Raw genomic sequence first — 23,921 nt, 5'->3', positions numbered from 1 at the left:
GTGGGCGCAGTGGCGGCGGGCCCGACGCTTCCCCGGAACGGGGGAACGCGCCCGCCGTGGGGGAGGGGGACACCACATGTCCGGCTCACGCGCCCGGCGCCTGGCCGGCCGGCGGGCCGAGCGGCGCCGTGCCGCCCGGCGCGGGGTCATGGTCGCCGCCGCCTCCGCCGTGGTCGCCCTCGGCACCGCGGCCGGCCTGCTCTCCGCGGCCGGTGGCGGCCGCGGCTCCGACACGGCGCGGCCGGAGGTGACCGGCACTCCCCGGCTGCACCCGCTGCCCGCCGTGCCGTCCGCCTCCCCCTCGCCCACGTCCGCCTCGCCCTCCGCCACCCCGGCGCAGAAGCCGAGAACGAAGACGTCGCCCTCGCCCACGGCGCGGAAGCGGCGGGCGGCGCCGGTGTCCGCCCGGCTGTACCGCCACCCGGAGTCCCGGGTGCTGGACTGGGTGCGGGCCAACCCGGGCGATCCGCGGCGCGCGGTCATCGAGTCCCGGATCGCCGGGCAGCCGGCGGCGGTGTGGTTCGCCGAGCACTCCCCGGACACCGTCACCGCACGGGTGCGGTCGGTCACCTCCGGCGCAGCCGCCCGGGGACGGGTGCCCGTGCTGGTGCCGTACGCGATACCCGACCGGGACTGCGGCGGGCACTCGCAGGGCGGCGCCCCCGACCTCGACGCCTACGACCGCTGGATCGACCGGTTCGCGGCCGGGCTGGGCGGCGGCGAGGTCGTCGTCGTCCTGGAGCCGGACTCGGTGGCGCAGGCCGCGTGCCTGTCGGCGGGGGCACGGGCCGACCGCTTCGCCTCGCTGGCGAGGGCGGGACGCGTGATGAAGCAGGCCAACCCCCGGGCCCGGGTCTACTTCGACGCGGGGCACTCGGGCTGGCACCCGCCGGCCCGGCAGGCCGCCTGGCTGCGGCAGGCCGGTGCCGCCTCGGCCGCCTCCTCCGACGGCATCTTCAGCAACGTCTCCAACTTCCACAGCACCGCCGACGAGATCGCCTACGACCGCCGGGTGCTCGACGCGCTCGGCGGGTCGGGGCTCGGCGCGGTCATCGACACCAGCCGCAACGGCGCCGGGGCCCCCGCCGACGGCGAGTGGTGCGACCCGGCCGGGCGCAAGCTCGGCCGGGCCCCCACCCTCGACACCGGCGAGGCCGGGATCGACGCCTACCTCTGGGTGAAGCTGCCGGGGGAGTCCGACGGGTGCCGGGGGGCGCCGGGCACGTTCACCGCGTCGTACGCCTACGACCTGGCGCGCTGAGCGGTCCCGCCCCCGGCGTCCGGGTCGTCCCCGGCCCCGTTCTCCCCGGCCCCGTCGTCCCCGGCCCCGCCGTCGGCGGTCTCCGCGCGGTCGGCGGTGTCCGTGTAGGAGGACGTGCCCTCGTCGAGCAGCGGCTCCTGCGTCTTCAGGTGCGGCGGGGCGAAGGCGCGCAGCGCGTGGTAGCCGGTGATGACGACGACGGTGCCCAGCGCGATGCCGCTCAGCGAGAAGGTGTCGGTGAACTCCATCGTCACGTTGCCGACGCCGATGATGATGCCCGCGGCGGCCGGGACCAGGTTCAGCGGGTTGCGCAGGTCCACCTTGGCGTTGATCCAGATCTGGGCCCCGAGCAGACCGATCATGCCGTACAGGATGACGGTGATGCCGCCGAGCACCCCGCCCGGGATCGCCGCCACGACCGCGCCGAACTTCGGGCAGAGCCCGAACAGCAGGGCGAACAGGGCGGCGGCCCAGTAGGCGGCGGTGGAGTAGACGCGGGTCGCGGCCATCACGCCGATGTTCTCGGAGTAGGTGGTGGTCGGCGGGCCGCCGGCCGCGGTGGACAGCATCGAGCCGACGCCGTCGGCGGAGATCGCGGTGCCCAGCTTGTCGTCGAGGTCGTCGCCGGTCATCTCGCCGACCGCCTTGACGTGCCCGGCGTTCTCCGCGATCAGGGCGATCACCACCGGCAGCGCGACCAGGATCGCGGACCACTCGAAGGACGGGGCGTGCAGGGTGGGCAGTCCGATCCAGTCGGCCTGGCCGACCCCGGACAGGTCCAGCCGCCAGTGGTCGGTGACCTCGCCGCTCCCGTCGGCCGAGTGGATCCGCCCGAAGACGCGGTCCAGCGCCCAGGACAGGACGTAGCCGAAGACCAGCCCGAGGAAGATCGCGATCCGGGACCAGAAGCCGCGCAGGCACACCACCGCGAGCCCGGTGAACAGCATGACGAACAGGGCCGTCCACTGGTCCTGCGGCCAGTAGGTGGACGCGGTGACCGGCGCCAGGTTGAAGCCGATCAGCATCACCACCGCGCCGGTGACGACGGGCGGCATCGCCGCGTGGATGATCCGCGCCCCGAAACGCCGCACGGCGAGCCCGACCAGGAACAGCGCGGCACCCACGACGAAGACGGCGCCCGTGACGGTGGCACTGGAGCCGCCCTGCGTCCGGATCACCGCGGCGACGCCGACGAAGGACAGCGAGCACCCCAGGTAGCTGGGCACCCGTCCGCGGGTGGCCAGCAGGAATACCATCGTCGCGACCCCGGACATCATGATGGCCAGGTTCGGGTCCAGCCCCATGAGGACCGGAGCGACGAACGACGCCCCGAACATCGCGACGACGTGCTGGGCGCCGAGTCCGGCGGTGCGGGGCCAGGAGAGCCGTTCGTCGGGGCGGACCACCGCACCGGGTGCGGGGGTGCGCCCGTCACCGTGCAGTCTCCAGCGGACGCCGAAATCCATGGGGTGTCGCTTTCGTTCGTACGTGCAGCGTGTCCGGACCATTGTGAGGGCCGGAAAGGAGTGCTCAGGACGGCGCGGCGGGGTTCCCGCGGCAGGGCTGAGCGTCTGCTTAGGATGGGCCCGTGCCGCCTATCGCTGTATGCGGCATTGATCCCGCACGCCCCAGGAGCACCACTGTGACCGTCGAAGCCCCGCCCGCCCCCACCGCCGTCCCCTACGGGCTGCTGATGCCCGCCACCGTCCACTTCGACGACCTCGACGCGCTGGGCCTGATGCACAACTCCCGCTACCCGCTGCTGGTCGAGCGGGCCTGGTCGGCCTACTGGGAGCGGCACGGCATCCGCTTCGCCGGTGACTGGACGGAGGCCGGCGACGCCTGCAACGCGGTCAAGGAACTGCGGATCACCTACGAGGCGCCGGTGGCCCGGGCCGGCACCTACGCCGTCCACCTGTGGCTGGAGCGGCTGGGCCGGACCGGACTGACCTACGGCTTCCGCGTCTGCTCGGCGGACGGCACGGTCACCTACGCGCGCGGCAGCCGCGTGCTGGTCCGGCTGGACGCGGCGACGCTGCGCCCGACGCCGTGGACCGGGGACTTCAGGGCCGCGGCCCGGGAACTGCTGCCGCCCCGGGCGTGACCTTCGTGCGGTCGCCCGCCCGCAGTACGCCGGCCAGCCCCGCGACACCGCAGGACAGGACCGTGACCACCGCGAACGACACCATCAGGCTGGTCGCCTGGGCCACCAGGCCGATCGCGCTGGGGGCGACCAGGCCCGAGGTGTAGGTGATGGTCGCGACACCCGCGATGGCCAGGCTCGGGTTGCTGCCGCTGCGGCCCGCGGCGGCGAAGCACAGCGGGACCACGACCGCGATGCCCAGACCGGTCAGCGCGAAGCCCGCCATCGCCGTGGCGGGACGGTCCGCCAGGACGATCAGCAGGCCGCCGAGCACCGCGAGGGTCCCGCTCGCCCGGACCGTGCGCACCGCGCCGAAGCGGTCCACCACCCGGTCCCCGGCGATCCGCGCGATCGCCATGGTGAGCGTGAATCCCGTGGTGCAGGCGGCGGCCAGACCCGCCGAGGCGTCCATCCGGTCGCGCAGGTAGACCGCCGACCAGTCCAGGCTCGCGCCCTCCGCGAACACCGCGCAGAAGCCGATCGCGCCGATCAGCAGGGCCGAGCGGGGCGGCAGCGCGAACCGCGGGGGCGGGTCCTCGTCCGCGGCCGGCTGCAGGTCGAGCACCCAGCGGCAGGCGGCGACGCCGATCGCGGTCAGGACGGCTGCGGCCAGCAGGTGGTGCAGCCGGGCGTCCGCCCCGAGGTGGGCGGCGAGCGCCCCGGCGGCCGAGCCGATGAGGGCCCCGGCACTCCACATCCCGTGCAGCCCCGACATGATCGACCGGTCCAGCCGGTTCTCCACCTCCACGCCGAGCGCGTTCATCGCCACGTCGGACATCCCGGCCGTGGCACCGTAGACGAACAGCGCCAGGCAGAGCGTCACCATGTCCGGGGCGAGGGACGGCAGCACGAGCGAGGCCGTCCACAGGGCGAGCAGCCCGCGCAGCGCGGCACGGGCGCCGAAGCGGTGGCTGACGCGCCCGGCGACCGGCATCGCGAGCGAGGCGCCGAGCGCGGGGAAGGCCAGCGCCAGCCCCAACTGCCCGGCGCTCACCCCGGCATGGTCCTGGATCCACGGCACGCGGGTGGCGAACGAGCCCGTGACCGCGCCGTGCACCGCGAACACCGCGGCCACGGCGTACCGGGCCCTCCTCAGCCCCTGTCGTCCGTGCCGTTCATGCTGTTCCTGCTGTTCGTGCCGTCCGTGCACCCCTGGACCCATGTCCCGCCCCTTCGGCCTGCCCGCGCCGTCTGCGCGCCGAGGTAAATTATCAGGAACCCTGCCTGATAGATAAGCGGGTTTCCGGCACGGCCGCCGTCCCGTGGCCCGGCCGCCCCCCGCCGATCTGGGAGGATCCCGGCATGGCCGCATCACCGAGCACCGCTCGCGCCATCAACGACCGGCTCGCCCTGCGCCTGCTCCAGCGCGAGGGCCCGCTGACCGCGGGCCGGCTGAAGGAACTCACCGGGCTCTCCCGCCCCACCGTCGCCGACCTCGTCGAACGCCTCACCGCCGCCGGGCTGATCACGGTCACCGGGGAGGCCGGCGAGCAGCGGCGCGGGCCGAAGGCCAAGCTCTACGGGATCGTCGCCGGCCGAGCGCACCTGGCCGCGCTCGACGTGCGCACCGAGGGCGTCGCCGTGGTCGTCTCCGACCTCGTCGGGCGGGTCCTGGCCCGGGCCGCCGCCCCGATCACCGGCGACACCGCGACCGGGCCGGCCGTGGAGCAGGCGGTGACGCTGGTCGAGCGGACCGTGAAGGAGGCGGGCGCCGACCGGCTGCACACCGTGGGCATCGGCGCCCCCGGCCTCATCGACCCCGCGACCGGCGAACTGCGCGACAGCACCGGCCTGCCCGCCTGGCACCGCCGGCTGGTCGCCGCCCTCCAGGAACGCCACCCCGGCACCCGGGTCAGCGTCGGCAACGAGACCAACCTCGCCGCCCTGGCCGAACAGCGCGAGGGGGCCGCCCGGGACCGGGACACCTTCGTCCTGCTGTGGCTCGGGCACGGCACCGGCGCCGCCGTGATCCTCGACGGCGTACTGCGCCGGGGCGCCTCCGGCGGCACGGGGGAGATCGGCTTCCTGCCGGTCCCGGGCACCGACGGCCTGCCCTCGGCGACCGACTGCGCGGGCGGCTTCCACTCCCTGGCCGGGGCGTCGGCGGTGGCGGCCCTCGCCGCGGAGCACGGCGTGCCCGCGGAGCCGGGCGCCGAACCGGCCGCGGCCCGAGCGGTGCGGGCGGCCGTGCGGTCCCTGGAGGAGACCGGTCACCCCGCCCCGGTGCCGGGGGCCGGCCCCTTCCTGGACGCCCTGGCCGACCGCGTGGTGGTGGGCGTGGCGTCCACCGTGGCGGTGCTGGACCCTGGCTGCGTGGTGCTGGGCGGCGAGATCGGGCAGGCGGGCGGCGAGCCGCTGGCCGCCCGGGTGCGGGACCGCCTGGCCCGGATGTCACCGCTGCCGACCGAGGTGCGCCCCGGAACGCTGGGCGGCGAGGCCGTGCTCCAGGGTGCCCTGCTGACGGCGCGCGACCACGCCCAGGACGAACTGTTCGGCGGGCGGCAGGGGTAGGCGGCGGGGGAGTGCGGACCCGTCCGCCGAGGGCGGCCTCACGCCGGGGGCCTCACGCCGGGGGTGACGACGACGCCGCCCCCGGAGGCGGATGCCGTCCCCGGCGGACCGCGGCCCTGTGGGCGGCCCGCGACGGCCCCGGACGGCTCTCGCGGTGCCGTGCCCCGCGCCCCGGTGGCCCGGTGGCCCGGCGGTCACGACGTCCCGTGTTCCGGCCGGCCCGGATGCCACGCCCCGTCAAGTGTGTCAGTCAGTAGGTGAGTTGACGACCCCTCAGTTGTGCGCCCGGGCCGTCGCTCCCTCGCGCCGGGCGGCCAGGAACTCCTCGAAGGTGCGCGTGCCCACCGCGTGGTCCGGCGCCAGGTGTCCGCCCGCGCGGAACGCCCGGTAGGAGGCGCCCCGGAGCGGCACCTTCACCACCGCGCGGCGGCGGCCCGCGGCGCGGAGGTAGGAGCGCAGGAGCGAGTCCATCGTCCGGATCTCCGGGCCGCCCAGGTCGGCCACCCGCCCCGCCGGCGCCCCCTGGGCCAGCTCGCACAGCCGGTCCGCGACCTCGGTGACCTCGACCGGCTGGTCCTTCACCCGGGCCGGGAGCGGCACGACCGGCAGCCGGGACATCCCCTGGAAGACCGTGAGCAGCAGGTCGTGGAACTGGGTGGCCCGCAGTACCGTCCAGCCGGTGCCGGAGTCCTCGAGGAGCCGTTCCACCGCCAGCTTCGACCGGTAGTAAGCGAACGGCACCCGGTCCACGCCCACGATCGAGATGTGGACGAGGTGTGCCACGCCCGCCCGCCGGGCCGCCGTGATCAGGTTCCGGGCGGCCTGTTCGTCCCCGCCGCGCGGGGAGGTGGCGCAGTGGACGACCGTCTCCACTCCCGCGACCGCCGCGTCCAGGGAACTGCCGCCCCGGCGCAGGTCGACGGAGTAGGGCACGGCGTGCCGGCTGAGCACCCGTACGTCGTGCCCCTGCGCGCGCAGCCGCTCGGTCACGGGCCGGCCGAGCGTTCCGGTCCCTCCGGTCACCAGGATCGTGGTCATGCTGTTCAGTCCCTTCGCAGACCGGGCGCCCCCCTGCGGGGCACCCTCACCGGGAGGACGAGCGGGTGCCCGCGGAAGGTGACACCGCCCGGCGGGGTACCGAGTCCAGCTTGAGGGACCGGGGCCGGAGCCGCACACGCGGCCGGCCGGAACGCGCCCGCCGCGCGGCACCATGGGGTGCGCCGCGCGGCGGGGTGCGGTGGCGCCCCGGGTGTGTCGCGAGAGCGCCGCCTGCCCGGCGACGCCCGGCACGCACGCTCGCGGCGCTGCCGGGGTCGTCCGGACACACCGGTGCCGGGACGGCCCTCCGCCGTGCGGTCGCACGCTCCGGACGCCGCCGGGCCCGCCCTCCGGGCGGACGACGTTCCTCTCGCACCACGCCCCGGGGCGTGCCGTGGTGAGACCCGGCGGCGGGCAAGGGCCGTCGTCACCGCCGCCGGGCCGGTCCGGTGGGCGGTCAGCAGGCTCCCTGGTCCCGCCACGCGCCCCACTCGCCGGTGGTGCCGGGCTCCTCGCCCTGCGTCCACCACTGCGCCTTCCAGACGCGCCCGTCGTGCGCGACCACGCTGCCGCCGCCGTACGCCGTGGAGGAGTTCCAGGCCGGGTCGGTGCAGTCGCCGGGCTCGCCGGGCTCGCCGGGCGGGGTCGTGGGCGGGTCGGTGGGTGTGCCGCCGCCCGGTTCGACGACGGTGGTGCCGCGGGCCAGGTCACCGGCCAGGGCGTAGGTCTTCCCGCCGAAGGTCACCGTCCAGTTCGACGGCGTGGACACCGGGAGGTAGTAGACGAAGTCCAGCTCCACCGAGTCCCCGGGAGCCAGCGACTGCCAGGCCGGCAGCTTCAGCGACACCCGGTGGTGGTCGCCCTTCAGGCCGCCCACGTTGTCCCCGGTGTGGTCCGAGCGGATCACCGTCGTGCCCCAGCCGGACTGGTCCTTGGCGTTGCCCGGCGCGGAGGTGGCGTAGTCGAACTGGAACTCCGTGCCGCCGGGCAGGGCCGTCGAGGTGTTGTTGGTGATCTTCAGCTTCGGGCTGATCGGGTAGTTGGAGTCGCCGAGCGGGAACTGACCGAAGTCGACGTCGATGTCCAGGGCGTCCGACGGCATCTCGGTGGTGGCCCGGGTCGCGCCGTAGGGGGCGGCGGACCGGAACTTCTCGTACATCGCGGTGGTCAGCGTGGAGCCCGGCTCGTACTGGCCCGTGGCCGCGTTCCAGTCGTAGTCGCCGGCCAGCTCCCACACCATCGTGCCGCCGATGCCGCGGTCGACGACGTAGTCGGCCTTGGCCTTCACCGACTGCTCGTCCTCGGTGGACAGGAAGACCTTCTTCTCGGCGTTCCACAGCCAGGGCGCGACCAGGGTGGAGTCGTACTTGCGGGCGTAGGTCCCGGTCAGCTGCGTGTCGGTGGGGAAGCCGTAGTCGGTGAGGTAGTCCCCGACGACGCCCTTCTCCAGGTTCTTGGCGTGCCACATCGGGTTGGACCCGGCGGGCGACTCCTCGCCGTTGTCGTCCAGGTCGTGCCAGAGGTTGTCGATGCCGGTGGCGCCGTCACCGCACTTGGTGAGCCCGGATCCGGCGGGGCAGTCGGTCGAGGGGGCCTTGCCCCACAGGCCGTCGGTGCCGCCGGTGACGTTCTTGAAGCCGCGCGTGTAGTACGGCAGGCCGATGTTGATGCGGCCGGCCGGCATCGAGCCCCGGAAGTAGTGGTAGGCCCAGTCGGTGTTGAGGTAGCCGATCCCGCCGTACTGGGAGGTCGTGTAGACGCCCGAGGCGGCCAGCTCGGCGTCCTTGCCGTCGTCGAAGAGCGAGGCGTTCGGGCCGACGTACTCGTTCCAGGCGCCGTGCAGGTCGTAGGACATGATGTTGACGTAGTCCAGGTACTTCTGGACCTGGAAGGTCTCCATGCCGCGCAGCAGGTAGCCGGAGGAGGGGGCCGCCACCGTCAGCAGGTAGTGCCTGCCGTCCTCCTCGCCCGCGCGGTCCAGCTTCTCGCGCAGGGTCTTCATCAGTTCCGCGTAGCCCTTGACCAGGCCGGCCCGGCGGGCGTTGGCGAAGGACCAGTCGAGCGGGTTGCCCGCGTCCTTCATCGTGGTCGGGTACTCGTAGTCGATGTCGAGGCCGTTGAAGCCGTAGGTGCGCAGGAAGTCGACCGCCGAGTCGGCGAAGGTGTCGATGCCGGCGTGGTTGACCGAGCCGTCGGCGTTGGTGGCCATGGAGTAGAAGCCGCCGGAGTCCACCCGGTCGCCGTCGGCGTCGAAGTAGCCGCCGGTCTCGGCCCAACCGCCCACCGAGATCAGCGTCTTGACGTCGGGGTGCTGCTTCTTGAACTTCGTCAGCAGGTTGAAGTGGCCCTTGTAGGGCAGCGCCGGGTCCATCTCCGCGCCGGACACGCCCGGCCAGGTCATCCCGGTCGCCGGGTTGGTGGCACTGTCCGGGCCGACGGAGAGCTTGTTGCCCTTGTCGACGTGGGCGAAGGCGTAGTTGATGTGGGTGATCTTCTCCCACGGGATGTCGGAGGCCAGGTAGGCGGGCTTCCCGTCCTTGCCGGTGCGCCAGCCGGTGAAGTAGCCGATCACCCGGCGCTGGTGGTCGTCGCCCATGCGTTCCCGCCCGGCCGAGTCGTAGACCGAGCAGTAGGGGACGTCGACCCCGGGCGTCCGGTACAGCCCGTCGGGGCGACAGGACTCCTGGTCGGCGGCGTGCGAGACGGTGGCGGGAAGGGCGGCGAGCAGCAGGCCCGCGACGGCGGCCGCGGAGGCGAGCAGGGCAGGTCTCGCCCCGGGACGTGAGGGGGACGGCACAGTCGGTTCCTCTCCACTGAAGGTGGCGCAGAATCTAAAAGGACTAGACCAAAGCGTCAATAGGTATGGACCAATTCGACGGCGCGTCAGGCCGGACACCCCGGGGCGGAGTTCGCCTCCCGCGCGGTCCGCGGCCGTGGATGGCGCGGGGTTCGCGGCCGGGGGGCGGTGTGAGGTCCGCGGCCGGGGGCGGTGTGCGGTTCGCGGACCGGTCGCGCACCCCCGGGGCCCGGCGTCTGTGAGTCACTCCACACCGACCGCCTGTCTGGACCCCGGAGGGTCATGGCACACTGGCCCTGTACCAGTAGCAGCGCACTCCGGGGTCGGTGAAAGTCCGAACCGGCGGTTACAGTCCGCGACCCGGTCGCCTCCAGCGGCCGGTTGACCAGGTGAAATTCCTGGACCGACGGTTAAAGTCCGGATGGGAGGCAGTGCGCGGCGGGCGGGCATCCATGCGCGCCGCCGTACCGGTCCGTCCTCGGGGCGGATTCCGTCCGGCGTCGCCCCCGGTGTCCTCGCCCGTACGATCTGTCGTCGTCGACAGCCCCGGAGTCCGTGCCCGAAGAGGCAGGAGGACCCGGGAAGTGTTCACCGGAATCGTCGAAGAGCTGGGCGAGGTCACCGCCGTCGAGACCCTCGACGACGCCTGCCGCTTCCGGCTGCGCGGCCCCGTCGTGACCCAGGACGCGAAGCACGGGGACTCCATCGCCGTCAACGGCGTCTGCCTCACCGTGGTCGAGCACGACGGCGACGAGTTCACCGCCGACGTGATGGCCGAGACCCTGAACCGCTCCAGCCTCGGCGCCCTCGCCGTCGGCTCCCGGGTGAACCTCGAACGCCCCATGGCCCTCGGCGCCCGCCTCGGCGGACACATCGTGCAGGGCCACGTCGACGGCACCGGCGAGATCCTCGACCGGAAGCCCTCCGAGCACTGGGAACTGGTCCGGATCTCGCTGCCCGCCGACCTCTCCCGCTACGTCGTCGAGAAGGGCTCCATCACGGTCGACGGCATCAGCCTCACCGTCGTCGACGCCGGACCCGACTTCTTCACCGTCAGCCTCATCCCCACCACCCTCGACCTGACCACGCTCGGCCTCAAGCAGCCCGGCGACCCGGTCAACCTGGAGGTGGACGTCATCGCCAAGTACGTCGAGCGCATGATCGGCGACCGGGCCCTCGGCGGGGGGAACGCGCGGTGAACTGGCTCAACGCGGAGGCGTTCACCGTCCTCGGCCAGCACATCAAGTGGTCCGACATGATCGGCAACGTGATCGGCCTGCTGGCCCTCGCCCTCGGCTGGCGGCGCTCCCTGTGGACCTGGCCCGCCCAGTTCCTCTCCGGCCTGATCCTCTTCGCCGCCTTCGCCACCGCCCACCTCTCCGGCAGCGCCGGCAAGCAGATCGTCGTCATGCTCGTCGCCGCCTGGGGCTTCGCCCAGTGGAACCGGGGCCGGCAGCAGGCCCAGGACGGCTCCATCGCCGTCCGCTTCGCCACCGGCCGCGAACGGCTCCTCCTGGCGGGCGCCGCGACCGCCGGCACCCTGGCCGTCGGCGGGCTGTTCACGCTCTACCCGTCCCTGTCCTGGGACCCCTGGCCCGACGCCTACATCTTCGTCGGCACCATCGTCGCCATGTACGCGCAGGCCCGCGGCATGGTCGAGTTCTGGTTCGCCTGGCTGCTGGTCGACCTCGTCGGCGTCCCGCTGAACTTCGCCAACGGCTTCGCCTTCTCCGGTTTCGTCTACGTCATCTACGGCGCGCTGGTCCTGTGGGGCCTGCGCGACTGGTGGCTGCGCTCCCGCGAGGACGTGCGGCCCGCCCTGGAAGGAGCGCCGGCATGAGCGCTGTCCCGTCACGCGTCACCGCCCTCGACGAGGCCGCCCCGCCGCAGCGGAGCCGGCCGTTGTCCCGCCCCGTCGTCCCCCCGGTCCTCGACGACGCCGAGGACCTCGCCCTCGACCCGGTCGAGCAGGCCGTCGCCGACATCGCGGCCGGCCGCCCGGTCGTCGTCGTCGACGACGAGGACCGCGAGAACGAGGGCGACCTCGTCATCGCCGCCGAGATGGCCACCCCCGAGATCATCGCGTTCATGATGAGCGAGTGCCGCGGCCTGATCTGCGCCCCCATGGAGGGTGACGAACTGGACCGCCTGCGGCTGCCGCAGATGGTGGACGACAACACCGAGTCGATGAAGACCGCCTTCACCGTCTCCGTCGACGCCTCCGCCGCGCACGGCGTCACCACCGGCATCTCCGCCGGCGACCGCGCCACCACCCTCCGCCTGCTGGCGAGCGGCACCGCAGAACCGTCCGACCTGGTCCGCCCCGGGCACATCTTCCCGCTGCGCGCCCGGCCCGGCGGCGTCCTGGTCCGCGACGGCCACACCGAGGCCGCCGTCGACCTCGCCCGCCTCGCCGGACTGCGCCCGGCCGGCGCGATCGTCGAGATCGCCGGCGAGGACGGCAGCATGCTGCGGCTGCCCGAACTGGTCCCCTTCGCCCGCAAGCACGGCCTGACGATCATCTCCATCGAGGACCTCATCGCCTACCGCCGCAGCGCCGAACCCGTCGTCCGCCGGGAGGCCGAGGTCCGCCTGCCCACCGCGCACGGCACCTTCACCGCCCACGGCTACCGCTCCACCGCCGACGGCGTCGAGCACGTCGCCCTGGTCCACGGCGACCTCGGCGACGGCGAGGACGTCCTGGTGCGGATCCACTCCGAATGCCTCACCGGCGACGTCTTCGGCTCCCAGCGCTGCGACTGCGGCCCCCAGCTGGACGCCTCCCTGGCGCGCATCCAGGCCGAGGGCCGCGGCGTCGTGGTCTACCTGCGCGGACACGAGGGCCGCGGCATCGGCCTGATGTCCAAGCTGCGCGCCTACGAACTCCAGGAACGCGGCCGGGACACCCTCGACGCCAACCTCGAACTCGGCCTGCCCGCCGACGCCCGCGACTACGGCGCCGGCGCCCAGATCCTCGCCGACCTCGGCGTGCGCCGGGTCCGCCTGATGACCAACAACCCCGACAAGTCCGACGCGCTCGTGCGCCACGGCATCGCCGTCACCGCCCGTGAGCCGATGCCCGTCACCGCGAGCGAGCACAACCTCCGCTACCTGCGCACCAAGCGGGACCGGATGGGCCACGACCTGCCCTGGCTGGACGCACCGACCGTGCCGGCCTGCGGCAACCAGTAGCGGCAACCAGCAGACGAACCACCGAGGAGAGACGTGAGCGGCAAGGGTGCACCGGAACTGTCCGTACGCGACGTGGGCGACCTGCGGGTCGCCGTCATCGCCGCGCAGTGGCACGAGAAGGTGATGGACGGACTGGTCGACGGCGCCCTGCGCGCCCTGCACGACCTCGGCATCGACGAGCCCACCCTGCTGCGGGTCCCCGGCAGCTGGGAACTCCCGGTCGTCGCCAAGGTGCTCGCCGGACGCGGCTACGACGCGGTCGTCGCCCTCGGCGTCGTCGTCCGGGGCGGCACGCCCCACTTCGACTACGTGTGCCAGGGCGTCACCCAGGGCCTCACCCAGGTCTCCGTCGACACCGGCGTGCCCGTCGGTTTCGGCGTCCTCACCTGCGACACCGAGGAGCAGGCCCTGGACCGGGCCGGGCTGCCCGGCTCCAGCGAGGACAAGGGCCACGAGGCCGTCACCGCCGCCGTGGCGACCGCCGCCTGCCTGCGTTCGGTATCCGAACCCTGGCGGTGAGCAGGGCCCGACAGCGCGTAGGGTAAGGACCACCATGTCCAAGAAGACGTTCGAGGAGCTCTTCACCGAGCTCCAGCACAAGGCCGCCCACGGCGACCCCGCCACCTCCCGCACGGCCGAACTGGTGGACAAGGGCGTCCATGCCATCGGCAAGAAGATCGTCGAAGAGGCCGCCGAGGTCTGGATGGCCGCCGAGTACGAGGGCAAGGAAGCGGCAGCCGAGGAGATCTCCCAGCTGCTGTACCACGTCCAGGTGATGATGGTCGCCCGCGGCATCTCCCTCGACGACGTCTACGCCCACCTCTGACCCGCCCGCACGCCCCCACCACCCGACACCGCGAAGGAAGCCGACCTCATGCTGCGCATCGCCCTCCCCAACAAGGGTTCACTGTCCGGCCCTGCGGCGGAGATGCTGCATGAGGCCGGCTACCAGCAGCGCCGCGAGACCAAGGAACTGCGGGTCGTCGACCCGACGAACGAGGTGGAGTTCTTCTACCTCCGCCCGCGCGACATCGCCATCTACGTCTCCTCCGGCCGCCTCGACATCGGCATCACCGGCCGGGACCTGCTGGTCGACTCCGGCGCCCGCGCCGAGGAGATCCTGCCCCTCGGGTTCGCCCGCTCCACGTTCCGCTTCGCCACCCGCCCCGGCACCGCCAACGGCGTCACCGACCTGACCGGCATGACCATCGCCACCTCCTACGAGGGCATCGTCGCCCGGCACCTCGAGGAGCGGGGCATCGACGCCTCCGTCGTCCACCTCGACGGCGCCGTGGAGACCGCCATCGAACTCGGTGTCGCGGAGGTCATCGCCGACGTCGTGGAGACCGGCACCTCGCTGCGCAACGCGGGCCTGCAGGTCATCGGCGAGCCCATCATGACGTCCGAGGCGGTCGTCATCCGCCGTTCCGGGGCGGCCGACGAGCCCGACGACAGCGTCGAGTCCAAGGTGCAGCAGTTCCTGCGCCGCCTCCAGGGCGTCCTGGTGGCCCGGACCTACGTGATGATGGACTACGACTGCCGGGTCGAACAGCTGGAGAAGGCCGTCGCCCTCACCCCGGGACTGGAGTCCCCGACGGTGTCCCCACTGCACAACGAGGGCTGGGTCGCCGTCCGCGCCATGGTCCCCTCCAAGGAGGCCCAGCGCATCATGGACGACCTCTACGACATCGGGGCGCGGGCCATCCTCACCACGGCCATCCACGCCTGCCGCCTCTGACCGGGCCGGGAGCGAGACCATGTCGACTGCCACCCCGTCCGGGACGCCCACCCTGCCCGTCACCTTCCGCCCCGGCCGTACCCGCGCGGTGCTGCTCACGATGGGCGTCGCGATCTTCGTCGCCGTCAGCCTGATCGGCGTCCTGCTCACCCAGCTGGGGCCGGGCGAACGCCTCAGCTTCGTGTTCACCGGCGCCCTGCTGGGCGGCGTGCTGTACCTTCTGGCCCGCCCGCGGGTGGAGTGCGACGAGACGGGCGTCACCGTCGTCAACATCGTCACCCGCCGCCGCCTGGAGTGGCCGGAGATCATCCAGGTCCACCTCCGCCCCGGCGACCCCTGGGTCTTCCTCGACCTCAGCGACGGCACCAGCCTGCCCGCGCTCGGCATCCAGCCGGGCATCGCCAAGCAGCACGCCATCGCCGACGCCCGCGCGCTGCGCGCCCTGGCCGCGGCCCACTCCACGGCCGGCCCGGACGCGCCCCGGGGCTGACCAGGGCTCCCACCGCACTGCCCGCGGGCGTCGCGCAGTTCCGTGCCCGACACCCGCGGCAGATCCGGTGCCCCACACCCGCGGGCACGGGACCGCGCCCACCGCCGGCGCACCCGCGCCCCGGCCCGTCCCGGCACCCCTCCGGGCCGGTCCGCCCGCACCTGAGGGACCCGTCCGGGTTCCCGACGCCTGCACCCCTCCGGGGCGGGCCGTCCGCACATCAGGGACCCGTCCGGGTCCCTCACCCTGCCGCCGCGGCCCCGGTCCCGATTAATCTGGTGGACGCGGGCGTGACGACCACGCCCGCGCCCCTGCCGCCCGCCCGGCGCGCCAGGGGCTTCCCGCGACCCGAGGAGTGACTCCCTCCGGCGATGGACGGATCGTCCTGCAGTACCTGCGCCGCCCCCTCCCGACATAGCGCCGGCCGGCTCCGCCCGGTCCGCGTCCCACGGGAGGCGGTGGCATCGTGACCACCCCCCTGCTGCTCCTGGCAGCCGCCCTCCTGCTCATCCTCGCCAACGGCTTCTTCGTGGCCGCCGAGTTCGGCCTCGTCACCGTCGAGCGCCCCGACGCCGAACGGGCCGCGGCGACCGGCGACCGGCGCGCCCGCCGGGTCGTCGCCTCGTTGAAGGAGCTGTCCTTCCAGCTCTCCGGCACCCAGCTCGGCATCACCCTCACCTCCCTGGTCGTCGGCATGCTCGCCGAACCCGCCCTCGCGCGGCTGCTGCACGGCCCGGTCACCGCCCTCGGCGTCCCCGCCGGCGCGGTGCCCGGCATCTGCGTGATCGTCGGCGTGCTGCTGGCCTCCGCCGTGCAGATGGTGATCGGTGAACTCGTGCCCAAGAACTGGGCCGTCTCCCGCCCGCTGCAGGTCGCCCGCTTCGTCGCCGGCCCGCAGTACGTCTTCGCCCGCGTCCTGCGTCCGGTCATCGCCGGGCTGAACGCCGTGGCCAACCGCCTGGTGCGTCTCTTCGGCATCGAGCCGGCTCAGGAGCTTGCGTCCGCGCGTTCCCCGGGCGAACTGGTCTCCCTGGCGCGGCACTCCGCCCGGGCCGGCGCCCTGGAGGAGGACACCGCCGACCTCTTCGTCCGCACCCTGTCCCTGGCCGAGCTGACCGCTCAGCACGTGATGACGCCCCGCGTGAAGGTGAGCGCCCTGCAGTCCTCGGCCACCGCCCAGGACGTCGTCAACCTCACCCGGGCCACCGGTCTGTCCCGCTTCCCCGTCTACCGCGAGCGGATCGACGAGGTGACCGGCCTGGTCCACCTCAAGGACGCGCTGGCCGTGCCCGCCCGCGACCGGCTCCGCACCCCCGTCGACACCCTCGCCCGGCCCCCGCTGCTCGTCCCCGAGACCCTGCCCGTGCCGGCCCTGCTCGCCCGGCTGCGCAGCGAGCAGCCCATCGCCGTGGTCGTCGACGAGTACGGCGGCACCGCCGGGGTCGTCACCCTGGAGGACATCGTCGAGGAGATCGTCGGCGAGGTCCGCGACGAGCACGACGATCCGGACGCCCCCCAGCTCACCGCGGCCCCGCCGCAGGACGGCAACCCCGCCTGGGACGTCGACGGCGGCGTCCGCGTCGACCTGCTGCGGCGCATCGGCCTGGAGACCCCCGACGGGCCCTACGAGACCGTCGCCGGGCTGGTGGCCGACCGGCTCGGCCGCATCCCCGCCGTCGGGGACCACGTCGACCTGCCCGGGTGGCGGCTGTCGGTGCGCCGGGTCGGCCACTACCGCGCCGACCGCGTCCGCCTGGTCAGAACCGCGCCCCTGCCGCTGGTGGAGGCCGTGGGATGAGTACCCTCCACCTCCTGTTCGCCGCCCTGCTCGTGCTCGCCAACGGCTTCTTCGTCGGCGCCGAGTTCGCCCTCGTCTCCGTACGGCGCAGCCAGATCGAACCGCTCGGCACGGCCCGCGCCCGCCGGGTCCTGCACGGCCTGGAACACCTGCCGCAGATGATGGCGGCGGCCCAGTTCGGCATCACCGTCTGCTCCCTGACGCTCGGCGCGATCGCCGAACCCACGGTGGCCCGCCTGCTGGAGCCCGTCTTCACCTGGATCCACCTGCCGGACGGCCTGGTGCACCCGCTCGGCTACGTCATCGCGCTCGCCGTGGTGGTCTTCTTCCACCTGGTCGTCGGGGAGATGCTGCCGAAGAACCTCGCCCTGGCGGCCCCCGAGAAGGCCGCACTGTGGCTCGGCCCCGGACTGGTCCGGTTCGCCCGTCTGTGCGGGCCCGTCACGGCCGCGCTCGGCGCCTGCTCGGCGGCCGTGCTGCGGCTGTTCCGCGTCGAGCCGAAGGACGAGGTCGAGGCCGTCTTCACCAGCGAGCAGCTCAACCGGCTGGTGGAGCACTCCGGCCGGGCCGGCCTGCTCGACCCGGAGGCGGCCGAACGCCTGGAGGACGCCCTGCGACTGGGCTCCCGCCCGGTGACGGACGTCCTGCTGGAGTCCGCCTCGCTGGTGACCGTGCCCCCGGCCGTCACCCCGGCCCGCGTGGTCGACCTCACCGCCCGCACCGGCTACTCCCGCTTCCCCGTCGCCGCCGAGGACGGGAGCGCCTTCCTGGGCTACCTGCACGTCAAGGACGTCCTCGACCTGGAGGACGACGAGCACCCGGTGCCGCGCCGGCTGTGGCGGCCCATGACCACCCTGCGCTGCGACGTGCCGCTGGACGACGCCCTCACGGTGATGCGCCGCGCCGCCACCCACCTGGCCCAGGTCGCCGACGCCTCCGGCCGGGTGCTGGGCCTGGTCGCCCTGGAGGACGTCCTGGAGGTGCTGGTCGGAGAGGTCCACGACCCCGCCCACCGGTCGCTGCCCGAGGTGCGGCTGACCGAGCCGCGCGTCGGCGGTGCACCGGAACAGGCCCTGGCGACGTAGCGGGAGCGCGGCCGGGGGCGGCCGCGGCTGTCGGCGGGGCGCCACCGGCCCGAGGGGGCACCGGCCCCGTGCGGACCGGTACCGGCGCGGGGCCACCGGCCCGAAGGGGCACCAGCACCGTGGGGACCGATACCGGCGCGGGGCGCCATCGGCCCGAGCGGTCACCGGCCCCGTGGGGACCGATGCGAGGCGGCACCGCCCCGGGGCGTCACCGCCCCGGGGGGTCCTGCGGGCTGCGGCCCGACAGGACCTCCCCGTACGCCTGCATCAGGTCCGGCAGCCTGAGCGTCGCCAGGTCGTCGCGGGTCAGCGTGCCCGGCACGGTGGACAGCCGCAGGTCGCGGTAGGCGCAGCTCTTCTCGTACAGCGTGCGCAGGAAACGCCCGTTGCCCAGCTCGTCGATCCACTGCTGGTCGACCACGTGACCGGCGATGGACCGCAGTTCCTCCAGCGCCTCCTCGTCCCACACGTCCCCGTTGTCGGCGGCGAGCACCTTGCCGATCTCGGTGAGCTCCAGCGGCCGGTACGACGGGAAGTCGACCCGGGTGGTGAAGCGGGAGGACAGCCCCGGGTTGGCGGACAGCAGCCGGTCCATGCCCTCCGGATAACCGGCCAGGATCACCACCAGGTGGTCGCGGTTGTCCTCGGCGCGCTTGAGCAGCACCTGGAGGGCCTCGTCGCCGTACGCGTCGCCCTTGCCGTACCCGGAGTTGGACAGCGCGTACGCCTCGTCGACGAACAGGACGCCGCCGAGCGCGGAGTCGATCAGCTCGTTGGCCTTCACCGCCGTCTGCCCGAGGTACTCGCCGACCAGATCGGCGCGCTGCGCCTCCACGAGGTGGTCGCCGCCGAGCAGCCCGAGGGCGTAGAAGACCCGGCCCAGGATGCGGGCCACCGTGGTCTTGCCGGTGCCGGACGGGCCGGAGAAGACGAAGTGCCGTTTGGGCGGCTGCACCGGCAACCCCTGCCCGGCCCGCAGCCGTGCCATGTTCAGCTGCGCCGACAACGCCTTGACCTGGCGCTTGACCGGCTCCAGGCCGACCATGCGCTCCAGTTCGGCGAGAGCCTCCTCCAGTAACACCGGGTCGGTGGGCCCCGTGGGCAGCGGTACGGACGGCGCCCCGGCCCGCTCCCGCACCGGCGGGCCGGACAGCGGGGGCAGCGGGGCGGGCGGCGGCTCCGGGTCGGACAGCCGCAGGTCCCGGCCCTCCGCGCCGAACAGCGGGTCGAGGGTGTCGGGCAGGTCCATCGCGTCCTGTCCCGCGCCGGCGAGGGTGACGGCGGCCAGGCCGGCGTCGTCGTAACCGTCCCCCTCGGAGATCGCCGCGAGCCGTGCCGAGGTGTCCATGAACGCCGGGTCGACCCGGTGCACCGCCCGGTACAGGGGGAGCGCGGCGGCGCTGCGGCCGGTCCCCTCGTGCGCCCGGGCCAGCCAGTAGCGCAGTTCCTTGCGCTGCGGCTGCTCACTGCGGCAGCGCATCAGGGCCGCGGACAGCAGGGGTTCGGCCTGCCCGTACATCTCCAGCCGGACCCGGGCCATGCCGCCGAACAGGCCCGCTTCGATGCCGAGCACGGGGTCGGCGAGCAGCGGATCGGTGTGCCGGACCAACTGCTCCCAGTCCTTGACCAGATAGGCCCGGCAGGCGTGCAGGAAACGGATCTGGGGCTCGGTGTCCACCGGAGGCAGTCCGGCGAGCGCCCGGTCCAGTTCGGGGACGTGGCGGCCGTCGAGCCAGTGGGAGGCGTGCGCCAGCAGCAGGTCGCGCGGGCTCTCCAGCACCGGCTGCACCCACCACCCCAGCCAGTACCAGGAGTTGAGCGTGCGCCGGTGCCGGGTGCGCTGTTCGCCGAAGCGGTCCCGGTGCCGGAACATGCGCAGCAGAGCGGTCGTCGTGTCGACCCGCAGCGCGTGCAGCCCGAGCCAGCCGTCGGCCATCGCGGGGTCGATCCGCACCGCGTTCCGGAACTCCTCCTCCGCCTGCGGATACGCGCCCATGGTGTAGGCGTCCACGCCGCGCAGCCAGGCCAGGTCGGCGGGGGCCTGCGGGCCCTGCGTGCCGAAGTCCATCGCGTCCCCCACGAACCGTGCCCCCGTCGTGTGCCGGCCGGCCCTCGTCCGTCGGCTCCCGAAGGTCGAACCACTGCGCCGCGGGCCGGAGTTGCAGGTGTGCGAAGCAGCGCCCCCGGTCGCACCGAGGTGCATCGTACCCGCGGCGGGGCCCCGTCCGTAGAGTGCCGCCGGACCGTCGACCCGCGGGTCGACGGTACGCGGGGAAGCCGAGCGGTGACACAGGGTGATCGTGAGGGAGGCTCGACGGCCGGGACGAGCCGGAGCGGGCAGAACGAAGCCCCCGATCACGGGGGAACAACCGGGGGCTTCGTGTCCGCGAGCGGCTCCCGAAGGGCCGCACACGGAGAACGTAAGACCTGCACGGCCCGCAGGTCAAGCCGAGTCGGGGTCCCGTCGCGAGGCGTCCGACGAGGTGTTTTCACACGTTCACCGAGGGTGAGGAACGACCACGGAGACACATCTGGAACGGTGGTGACGGAGCGTCACCTGGACGACGCGGTGCGAGACCCCGCACGCGCCCCACGCGCCGGTGAACCGCGCTCACTGGCACGGGCCCTGGACTCCACCGACGCGGACGCCCTCGATGCCTGGGCCGGTCCGGACCCGATGAGCCACTGCGCGCGGCCCGGGAGCATCGCCGAGCCCGGGGAGTCCCGTCGAGGGATCGTCCGAACGTGCCCTCCAGGAGCGGCACACCTCGTCATCGCGGTGCGGACGACATCGGCCAAGGACCGGCTGTGCGGGCGACTTCGGCCAACGGTCGGCTGTGCGGGCGACAGAGCGACCAGGAGGTCGATCGCGCGGGGCAGTGGGCCTTCACGCCCCGCTGGACGCCCACCGTGCCACCGCCGCCACTCCCAGCACCACGGCCGGTACCGCCCACGGCCACCGCATCACCCGCCGTACCGAGGGCGACAGCCACAGGGATCCCACCGCGCCCGCCGAGACGACGGCCAAGGCACTGCCCAACTCGATCCCGCCGTACGCGGCCTGGTCCCCGTCACCGTCCGGACGGGTGTTGATCGCCAGCCAGAGGAAGAACGCCGACACCACGGTCAGCAGCACCACCGGCACGGCGAGGATCACGCGGAGCAGGCGGCGGTCGTCGTCGGGGTGGTGCGGGCGGTCGTCCCTCGGGTGTCCGGAGTGACCGGTCTTCTGCCCGTCTCCGGTGGGCGAGGACTTCGAGGACTGCATCAGCGGATCGCGTTCCCTGCCTGGTCCAGTTGACGGGCGAAGTCCCGGCCGTAGCGCTGCGCCCGGTCGTTCTCCCCGTGTCGTTTCTCCCCGTACGGTCCCCCGTTGTCCCGCGCGGCGAGCTCCTGTTGCTGCTCCACCGTCATTTCCACACGACCGTCCACACCGTGGCGGTGTGCCCGCGCGGCACTGCCGGCGGCCCGTCACCGAGGGTGAGCGGCACGCGTGTTCACTCCGTCCCGGCAGGTCCCGCGAGCACCTCGTACCCCTCCTCGCGCTGCCGCACCAGCACATCCGCGAACGGCCGGGACGGGTCCTCGGCGAAGTGGCGTCGCTCCGCCGGCACCCACCCGTCCCAGAACTCCCGTTGCTCCGCGCCGTCCCGGGCCCGGCCCCGCCTCCACGCCGTCGCTGCCGGCAGGTCCATCCACGCCAGCAGCGCCAGGTGCGGGCGCAGCGCCAGGCGCCCGGCCCCGACACCCTCCACGAGGATCACCGGCGCGGGCGGCAGCGGCCGGAGGGCGCCGAAGCGGCGGGCGTGCCAGTCGTAGGGACGGTAGCGCGCGGTCTCGCCCCGGCCGAGCGGTTCGACGACCTGGGCCAACAGCCGCCCGGTCCAGCCGAACAGCTCCTCGTGGCTGGCGATGTCGTCGAGCCGCAGCACCGGGGCACCGCCGAGGGCCGTGGCCAGCCGGTCGGCGAACGTGGACTTCCCGGAGCCCGCGTGCCCGTCGACGCCGACGAGCCGGGCCGGGCCGCAGGAGGGCGGGAGGCGGCGGATGCGGGAGGCGAGAGCCGGGACGCCGGGCTCCCGCGGCGGGGGAGGGGGTGCGGTGGACATGACGTCAGCACTGTAGGCGGTCCCCGGGGCCTGCACTGGCCGGCGACCCCGCCGCGGCCGTGAGCGGCGGCCCTTCCCTCCGCCGGCCGGCCGCCACTGGTCCGGTCCTCTGGCGCCCGGCGCGGCACGGTCCCGGGTGCTGGCCGGACCGGCGCGGCTGCGTCCATAGTGGGCGCACAGCCTCACCCGCCGGTCGACGCACACGGTCCGACCGGCCCCGCACCGGACCTGAAACGACTCGGACCCCTGGGGGCCAAAAACCCATGAGCAGAGCCGAACAGCCGTCGCGCAGGACCCTGTTGACGGCCGCCGTCGCCGTCGCCGTCGTCAGCGGCGCGAGCCCGGCGTCCGCCGCCCCGGGCCCGCCCGGCGCCCTTCCCCCCGACGGCCGCCGGGCCGCCGGGCGTCACGTCGACAACCGGGCCTGGACCTCTCCCGCCGACTGGCGGGCCGGCACCGCGCGCGGCACCCGGGCGGTCGCGGGTCCCCACCCCGGGCTGGTGATCGCCCGCCCCGCCGGGACCACCGAGTACACCGACCCCCACACCGGCCGCACCGACGCCTGGGAGTACGCGACCTGGACCTCGCCCGTCCACCGGCTCGCCGTCCCCGCGACCGAGGCGATCGCCTCCTGGAACGCGCACACCCCGGAGGGCACCTGGCTGGGGATCGAACTGCGCGGCACCTACGACGACGGCACGCACACCCCCTGGTACGTGATGGGCCGCTGGGCGTCCGGCGACCAGGACATCCGGCGGACCTCGGTGGAGGGCCAGGGTGACGGCCGGAGCACCGTCTGGACCGACACCCTGGCCGTCGACGACCCGGCCTCCGGCCTGCGGCTGACCGCCCTCCGGCTGCGGCTCACCCTGTACCGCCGCCCCGGCACCCGGCTCACCCCCACCGTGTGGCGGCTCGGCGCGATGGGCTCCGACGTCCCCGACCGCTTCACCGTCCCCGCCTCCACGCCCCGGGTGGCCCGGGAACTCGCCGTCCCGCGCTACTCCCAGGAGATCCACCGGGGCCGGTACCCGGAGTACGACAACGGGGGCGAGGCGTGGTGCAGCCCCACCTCCTCGCAGATGATCGTCGAGTACTGGGGCGGGCGGCTGACCGAGGAGCAACTCGCCTGGGTCGACCCGTCCTACGACGACCCGCAGGTGTGCCACGCGGCCCGCCACACCTACGACCACGCCTACGCGGGCTGCGGCAACTGGCCCTTCAACGCGGCCTACGCGGCCGGGTTCGAGGGCATCCGGGGCGTGGTCACCCGGCTCTCCTCGCTGACCGACCTGGAGACCCTGATCGCGGCGGGCATCCCGGCGATCACCTCCCAGTCCTTCCTCCAGGAGGAGCTGACCGGCGCCGGGTACGGCACCGCCGGCCACCTGATGACCGTCATCGGCTTCACCGCCGACGGCGACGTGATCGCCAACGACCCGGCCTCGCCGGACAACGAGGCGGTGCGGCGCGTCTACCGCCGGCGCGAGTTCGAGAACGTCTGGCTGCGGACCAAGCGGTACAACGCCTCCGGCAAGGTCGTCTCCGGCACCGGCGGCGTCTGCTACCTGTACTTCCCGGCCCGCCCCGGAGCACGGCAGCGCAGGGCGCTGGCGGCGGTGGGCGTGCGCTGAGCCGGGGGAGTGCCGAGGCGGGGGGCCGCGCGCCGGACGGACGGAGCGCGGCCCCCGAGCACGGGCCCGGGGCGGTAGGAACCGGACGCGGCCCCACCCGAGCACGGGCCCGGAGCCGTGACGGA

General features: G+C 74.0%; 21 protein-coding genes and 1 riboswitch. Of the genes, 13 read left to right on the top strand and 8 right to left on the bottom strand.

The genetic code is table 11. From position 1 onward, the window contains the following. Positions 1-148: 148 nt before the first annotated feature. Positions 149-1,261: a glycoside hydrolase family 6 protein gene (locus tag AC02VZ_RS07935; protein WP_432056430.1), complete on the top strand. Its 1,113-nt coding sequence runs from the start codon at positions 149-151 to the stop codon at positions 1,259-1,261. On the opposite strand, the gene AC02VZ_RS07930 is transcribed toward AC02VZ_RS07935, so the two are convergent. Further along, positions 1,243-2,727, bottom strand: a complete 1,485-nt coding sequence (locus AC02VZ_RS07930; RefSeq protein ID WP_432056422.1) for a uracil-xanthine permease family protein — start codon at positions 2,725-2,727, stop codon at positions 1,243-1,245. The two genes, AC02VZ_RS07935 and AC02VZ_RS07930, sit on opposite strands and share 19 nt — an antisense overlap. Before the next feature lie 176 nt (positions 2,728-2,903). Here AC02VZ_RS07930 and AC02VZ_RS07925 point away from each other — a divergent pair, with 176 nt between their 5' ends. Next, a complete protein-coding gene (locus AC02VZ_RS07925; protein ID WP_432056421.1) occupies positions 2,904-3,365 on the top strand; it encodes an acyl-CoA thioesterase in 462 nt (153 codons plus the stop codon). Here AC02VZ_RS07925 and AC02VZ_RS07920 read toward each other — a convergent pair. Next, entirely contained in the window at positions 3,325-4,479 is a 1,155-nt protein-coding gene (locus AC02VZ_RS07920; protein ID WP_432056429.1) for an MFS transporter, read from the bottom strand. The genes AC02VZ_RS07925 and AC02VZ_RS07920 overlap by 41 nt on opposite strands. Positions 4,480-4,706: 227 nt before the next feature. Here AC02VZ_RS07920 and AC02VZ_RS07915 point away from each other — a divergent pair, with 227 nt between their 5' ends. Further along, on the top strand, positions 4,707-5,915 hold the full coding sequence (locus tag AC02VZ_RS07915; protein WP_432056420.1) for an ROK family transcriptional regulator: 1,209 nt from the start codon (positions 4,707-4,709) through the stop codon (positions 5,913-5,915). A 273-nt stretch (positions 5,916-6,188) separates the two neighbouring features. On the opposite strand, the gene AC02VZ_RS07910 is transcribed toward AC02VZ_RS07915, so the two are convergent. Together AC02VZ_RS07910 and AC02VZ_RS07905 are read right to left on the bottom strand one after the other, a co-directional pair. After that, entirely contained in the window at positions 6,189-6,953 is a 765-nt protein-coding gene (locus AC02VZ_RS07910; RefSeq protein WP_476474934.1) for an SDR family oxidoreductase, read from the bottom strand. Between the two features lie 457 nt (positions 6,954-7,410). After that, complete coding sequence (locus tag AC02VZ_RS07905; protein WP_476474933.1) at positions 7,411-9,750, bottom strand: chitinase C-terminal domain-containing protein; 2,340 nt, start codon at positions 9,748-9,750, stop codon at positions 7,411-7,413. Between the two features lie 308 nt (positions 9,751-10,058). Continuing rightward, a riboswitch (FMN riboswitch) is annotated at positions 10,059-10,189 on the top strand. Positions 10,190-10,334: 145 nt separating this feature from the next. Between AC02VZ_RS07905 and AC02VZ_RS07900 the strand changes: the two genes are divergently transcribed. The 9 genes from AC02VZ_RS07900 to AC02VZ_RS07860 all read left to right on the top strand — a co-directional run bounded on the left by AC02VZ_RS07900 (position 10,335) and on the right by AC02VZ_RS07860 (position 18,053). Then, complete coding sequence (locus AC02VZ_RS07900) at positions 10,335-10,949, top strand: riboflavin synthase (protein WP_476474932.1); 615 nt, start codon at positions 10,335-10,337, stop codon at positions 10,947-10,949. Beyond that, the gene (locus AC02VZ_RS07895; protein ID WP_432056416.1) at positions 10,946-11,590 is read left to right on the top strand and encodes a nicotinamide mononucleotide transporter family protein; all 645 of its coding nucleotides are present in this window, start codon (positions 10,946-10,948) and stop codon (positions 11,588-11,590) included. Before AC02VZ_RS07900 ends, AC02VZ_RS07895 begins: the two co-directional genes overlap by 4 nt. Continuing rightward, positions 11,587-12,942: a bifunctional 3,4-dihydroxy-2-butanone-4-phosphate synthase/GTP cyclohydrolase II gene (locus tag AC02VZ_RS07890; protein WP_476474931.1), complete on the top strand. Its 1,356-nt coding sequence runs from the start codon at positions 11,587-11,589 to the stop codon at positions 12,940-12,942. Before AC02VZ_RS07895 ends, AC02VZ_RS07890 begins: the two co-directional genes overlap by 4 nt. A 33-nt stretch (positions 12,943-12,975) precedes the next feature. Then, positions 12,976-13,461 carry a 6,7-dimethyl-8-ribityllumazine synthase gene (ribH, locus tag AC02VZ_RS07885; protein ID WP_432056414.1) on the top strand — a complete coding sequence of 162 codons (486 nt, stop codon included), beginning with the start codon at positions 12,976-12,978 and terminating at the stop codon, positions 13,459-13,461. A gap of 34 nt (positions 13,462-13,495) precedes the next feature. Next, positions 13,496-13,768 carry a phosphoribosyl-ATP diphosphatase gene (locus AC02VZ_RS07880; protein ID WP_164332367.1) on the top strand — a complete coding sequence of 91 codons (273 nt, stop codon included), beginning with the start codon at positions 13,496-13,498 and terminating at the stop codon, positions 13,766-13,768. Positions 13,769-13,816: 48 nt separating this feature from the next. After that, positions 13,817-14,680, top strand: coding sequence for an ATP phosphoribosyltransferase (gene hisG / locus AC02VZ_RS07875; RefSeq protein WP_432056413.1), 864 nt, complete (start codon positions 13,817-13,819; stop codon positions 14,678-14,680). Between the two features lie 19 nt (positions 14,681-14,699). Continuing rightward, on the top strand, positions 14,700-15,170 hold the full coding sequence (locus AC02VZ_RS07870; protein WP_432056412.1) for a PH domain-containing protein: 471 nt from the start codon (positions 14,700-14,702) through the stop codon (positions 15,168-15,170). Positions 15,171-15,636: 466 nt separating this feature from the next. Further along, complete coding sequence (locus AC02VZ_RS07865) at positions 15,637-16,968, top strand: hemolysin family protein (protein ID WP_432056411.1); 1,332 nt, start codon at positions 15,637-15,639, stop codon at positions 16,966-16,968. After that, complete coding sequence (locus AC02VZ_RS07860; protein ID WP_432056410.1) at positions 16,965-18,053, top strand: hemolysin family protein; 1,089 nt, start codon at positions 16,965-16,967, stop codon at positions 18,051-18,053. Before AC02VZ_RS07865 ends, AC02VZ_RS07860 begins: the two co-directional genes overlap by 4 nt. A gap of 208 nt (positions 18,054-18,261) precedes the next feature. On the opposite strand, the gene AC02VZ_RS07855 is transcribed toward AC02VZ_RS07860, so the two are convergent. From AC02VZ_RS07855 to AC02VZ_RS07840, 4 genes are all read right to left on the bottom strand, one after another. Continuing rightward, positions 18,262-20,121, bottom strand: a complete 1,860-nt coding sequence (locus AC02VZ_RS07855; protein WP_432056409.1) for an AAA family ATPase — start codon at positions 20,119-20,121, stop codon at positions 18,262-18,264. Positions 20,122-20,940: 819 nt separating this feature from the next. Continuing rightward, positions 20,941-21,321, bottom strand: coding sequence for a hypothetical protein (locus AC02VZ_RS07850; protein ID WP_432056408.1), 381 nt, complete (start codon positions 21,319-21,321; stop codon positions 20,941-20,943). Beyond that, positions 21,321-21,461, bottom strand: a complete 141-nt coding sequence (locus AC02VZ_RS07845; RefSeq protein WP_432056407.1) for a hypothetical protein — start codon at positions 21,459-21,461, stop codon at positions 21,321-21,323. The genes AC02VZ_RS07850 and AC02VZ_RS07845 overlap by 1 nt, the downstream gene beginning before the upstream one ends. 89 nt (positions 21,462-21,550) lie before the next feature. Next, positions 21,551-22,162 carry a uridine kinase family protein gene (locus tag AC02VZ_RS07840; RefSeq protein WP_432056406.1) on the bottom strand — a complete coding sequence of 204 codons (612 nt, stop codon included), beginning with the start codon at positions 22,160-22,162 and terminating at the stop codon, positions 21,551-21,553. 263 nt (positions 22,163-22,425) lie between these two features. On the opposite strand from AC02VZ_RS07840, the gene AC02VZ_RS07835 reads away from it, so the two are divergent. Beyond that, positions 22,426-23,796, top strand: a complete 1,371-nt coding sequence (locus AC02VZ_RS07835) for a peptidase C39 family protein (RefSeq protein WP_432056405.1) — start codon at positions 22,426-22,428, stop codon at positions 23,794-23,796. Positions 23,797-23,921 lie beyond the last annotated feature (125 nt).

The organism is Streptomyces sp. 3-6, from assembly GCF_056323165.1.
The sequence above is the reverse complement of the archived record's forward strand: the minus strand, read 5'-3'. Positions and strand labels throughout refer to the sequence as shown.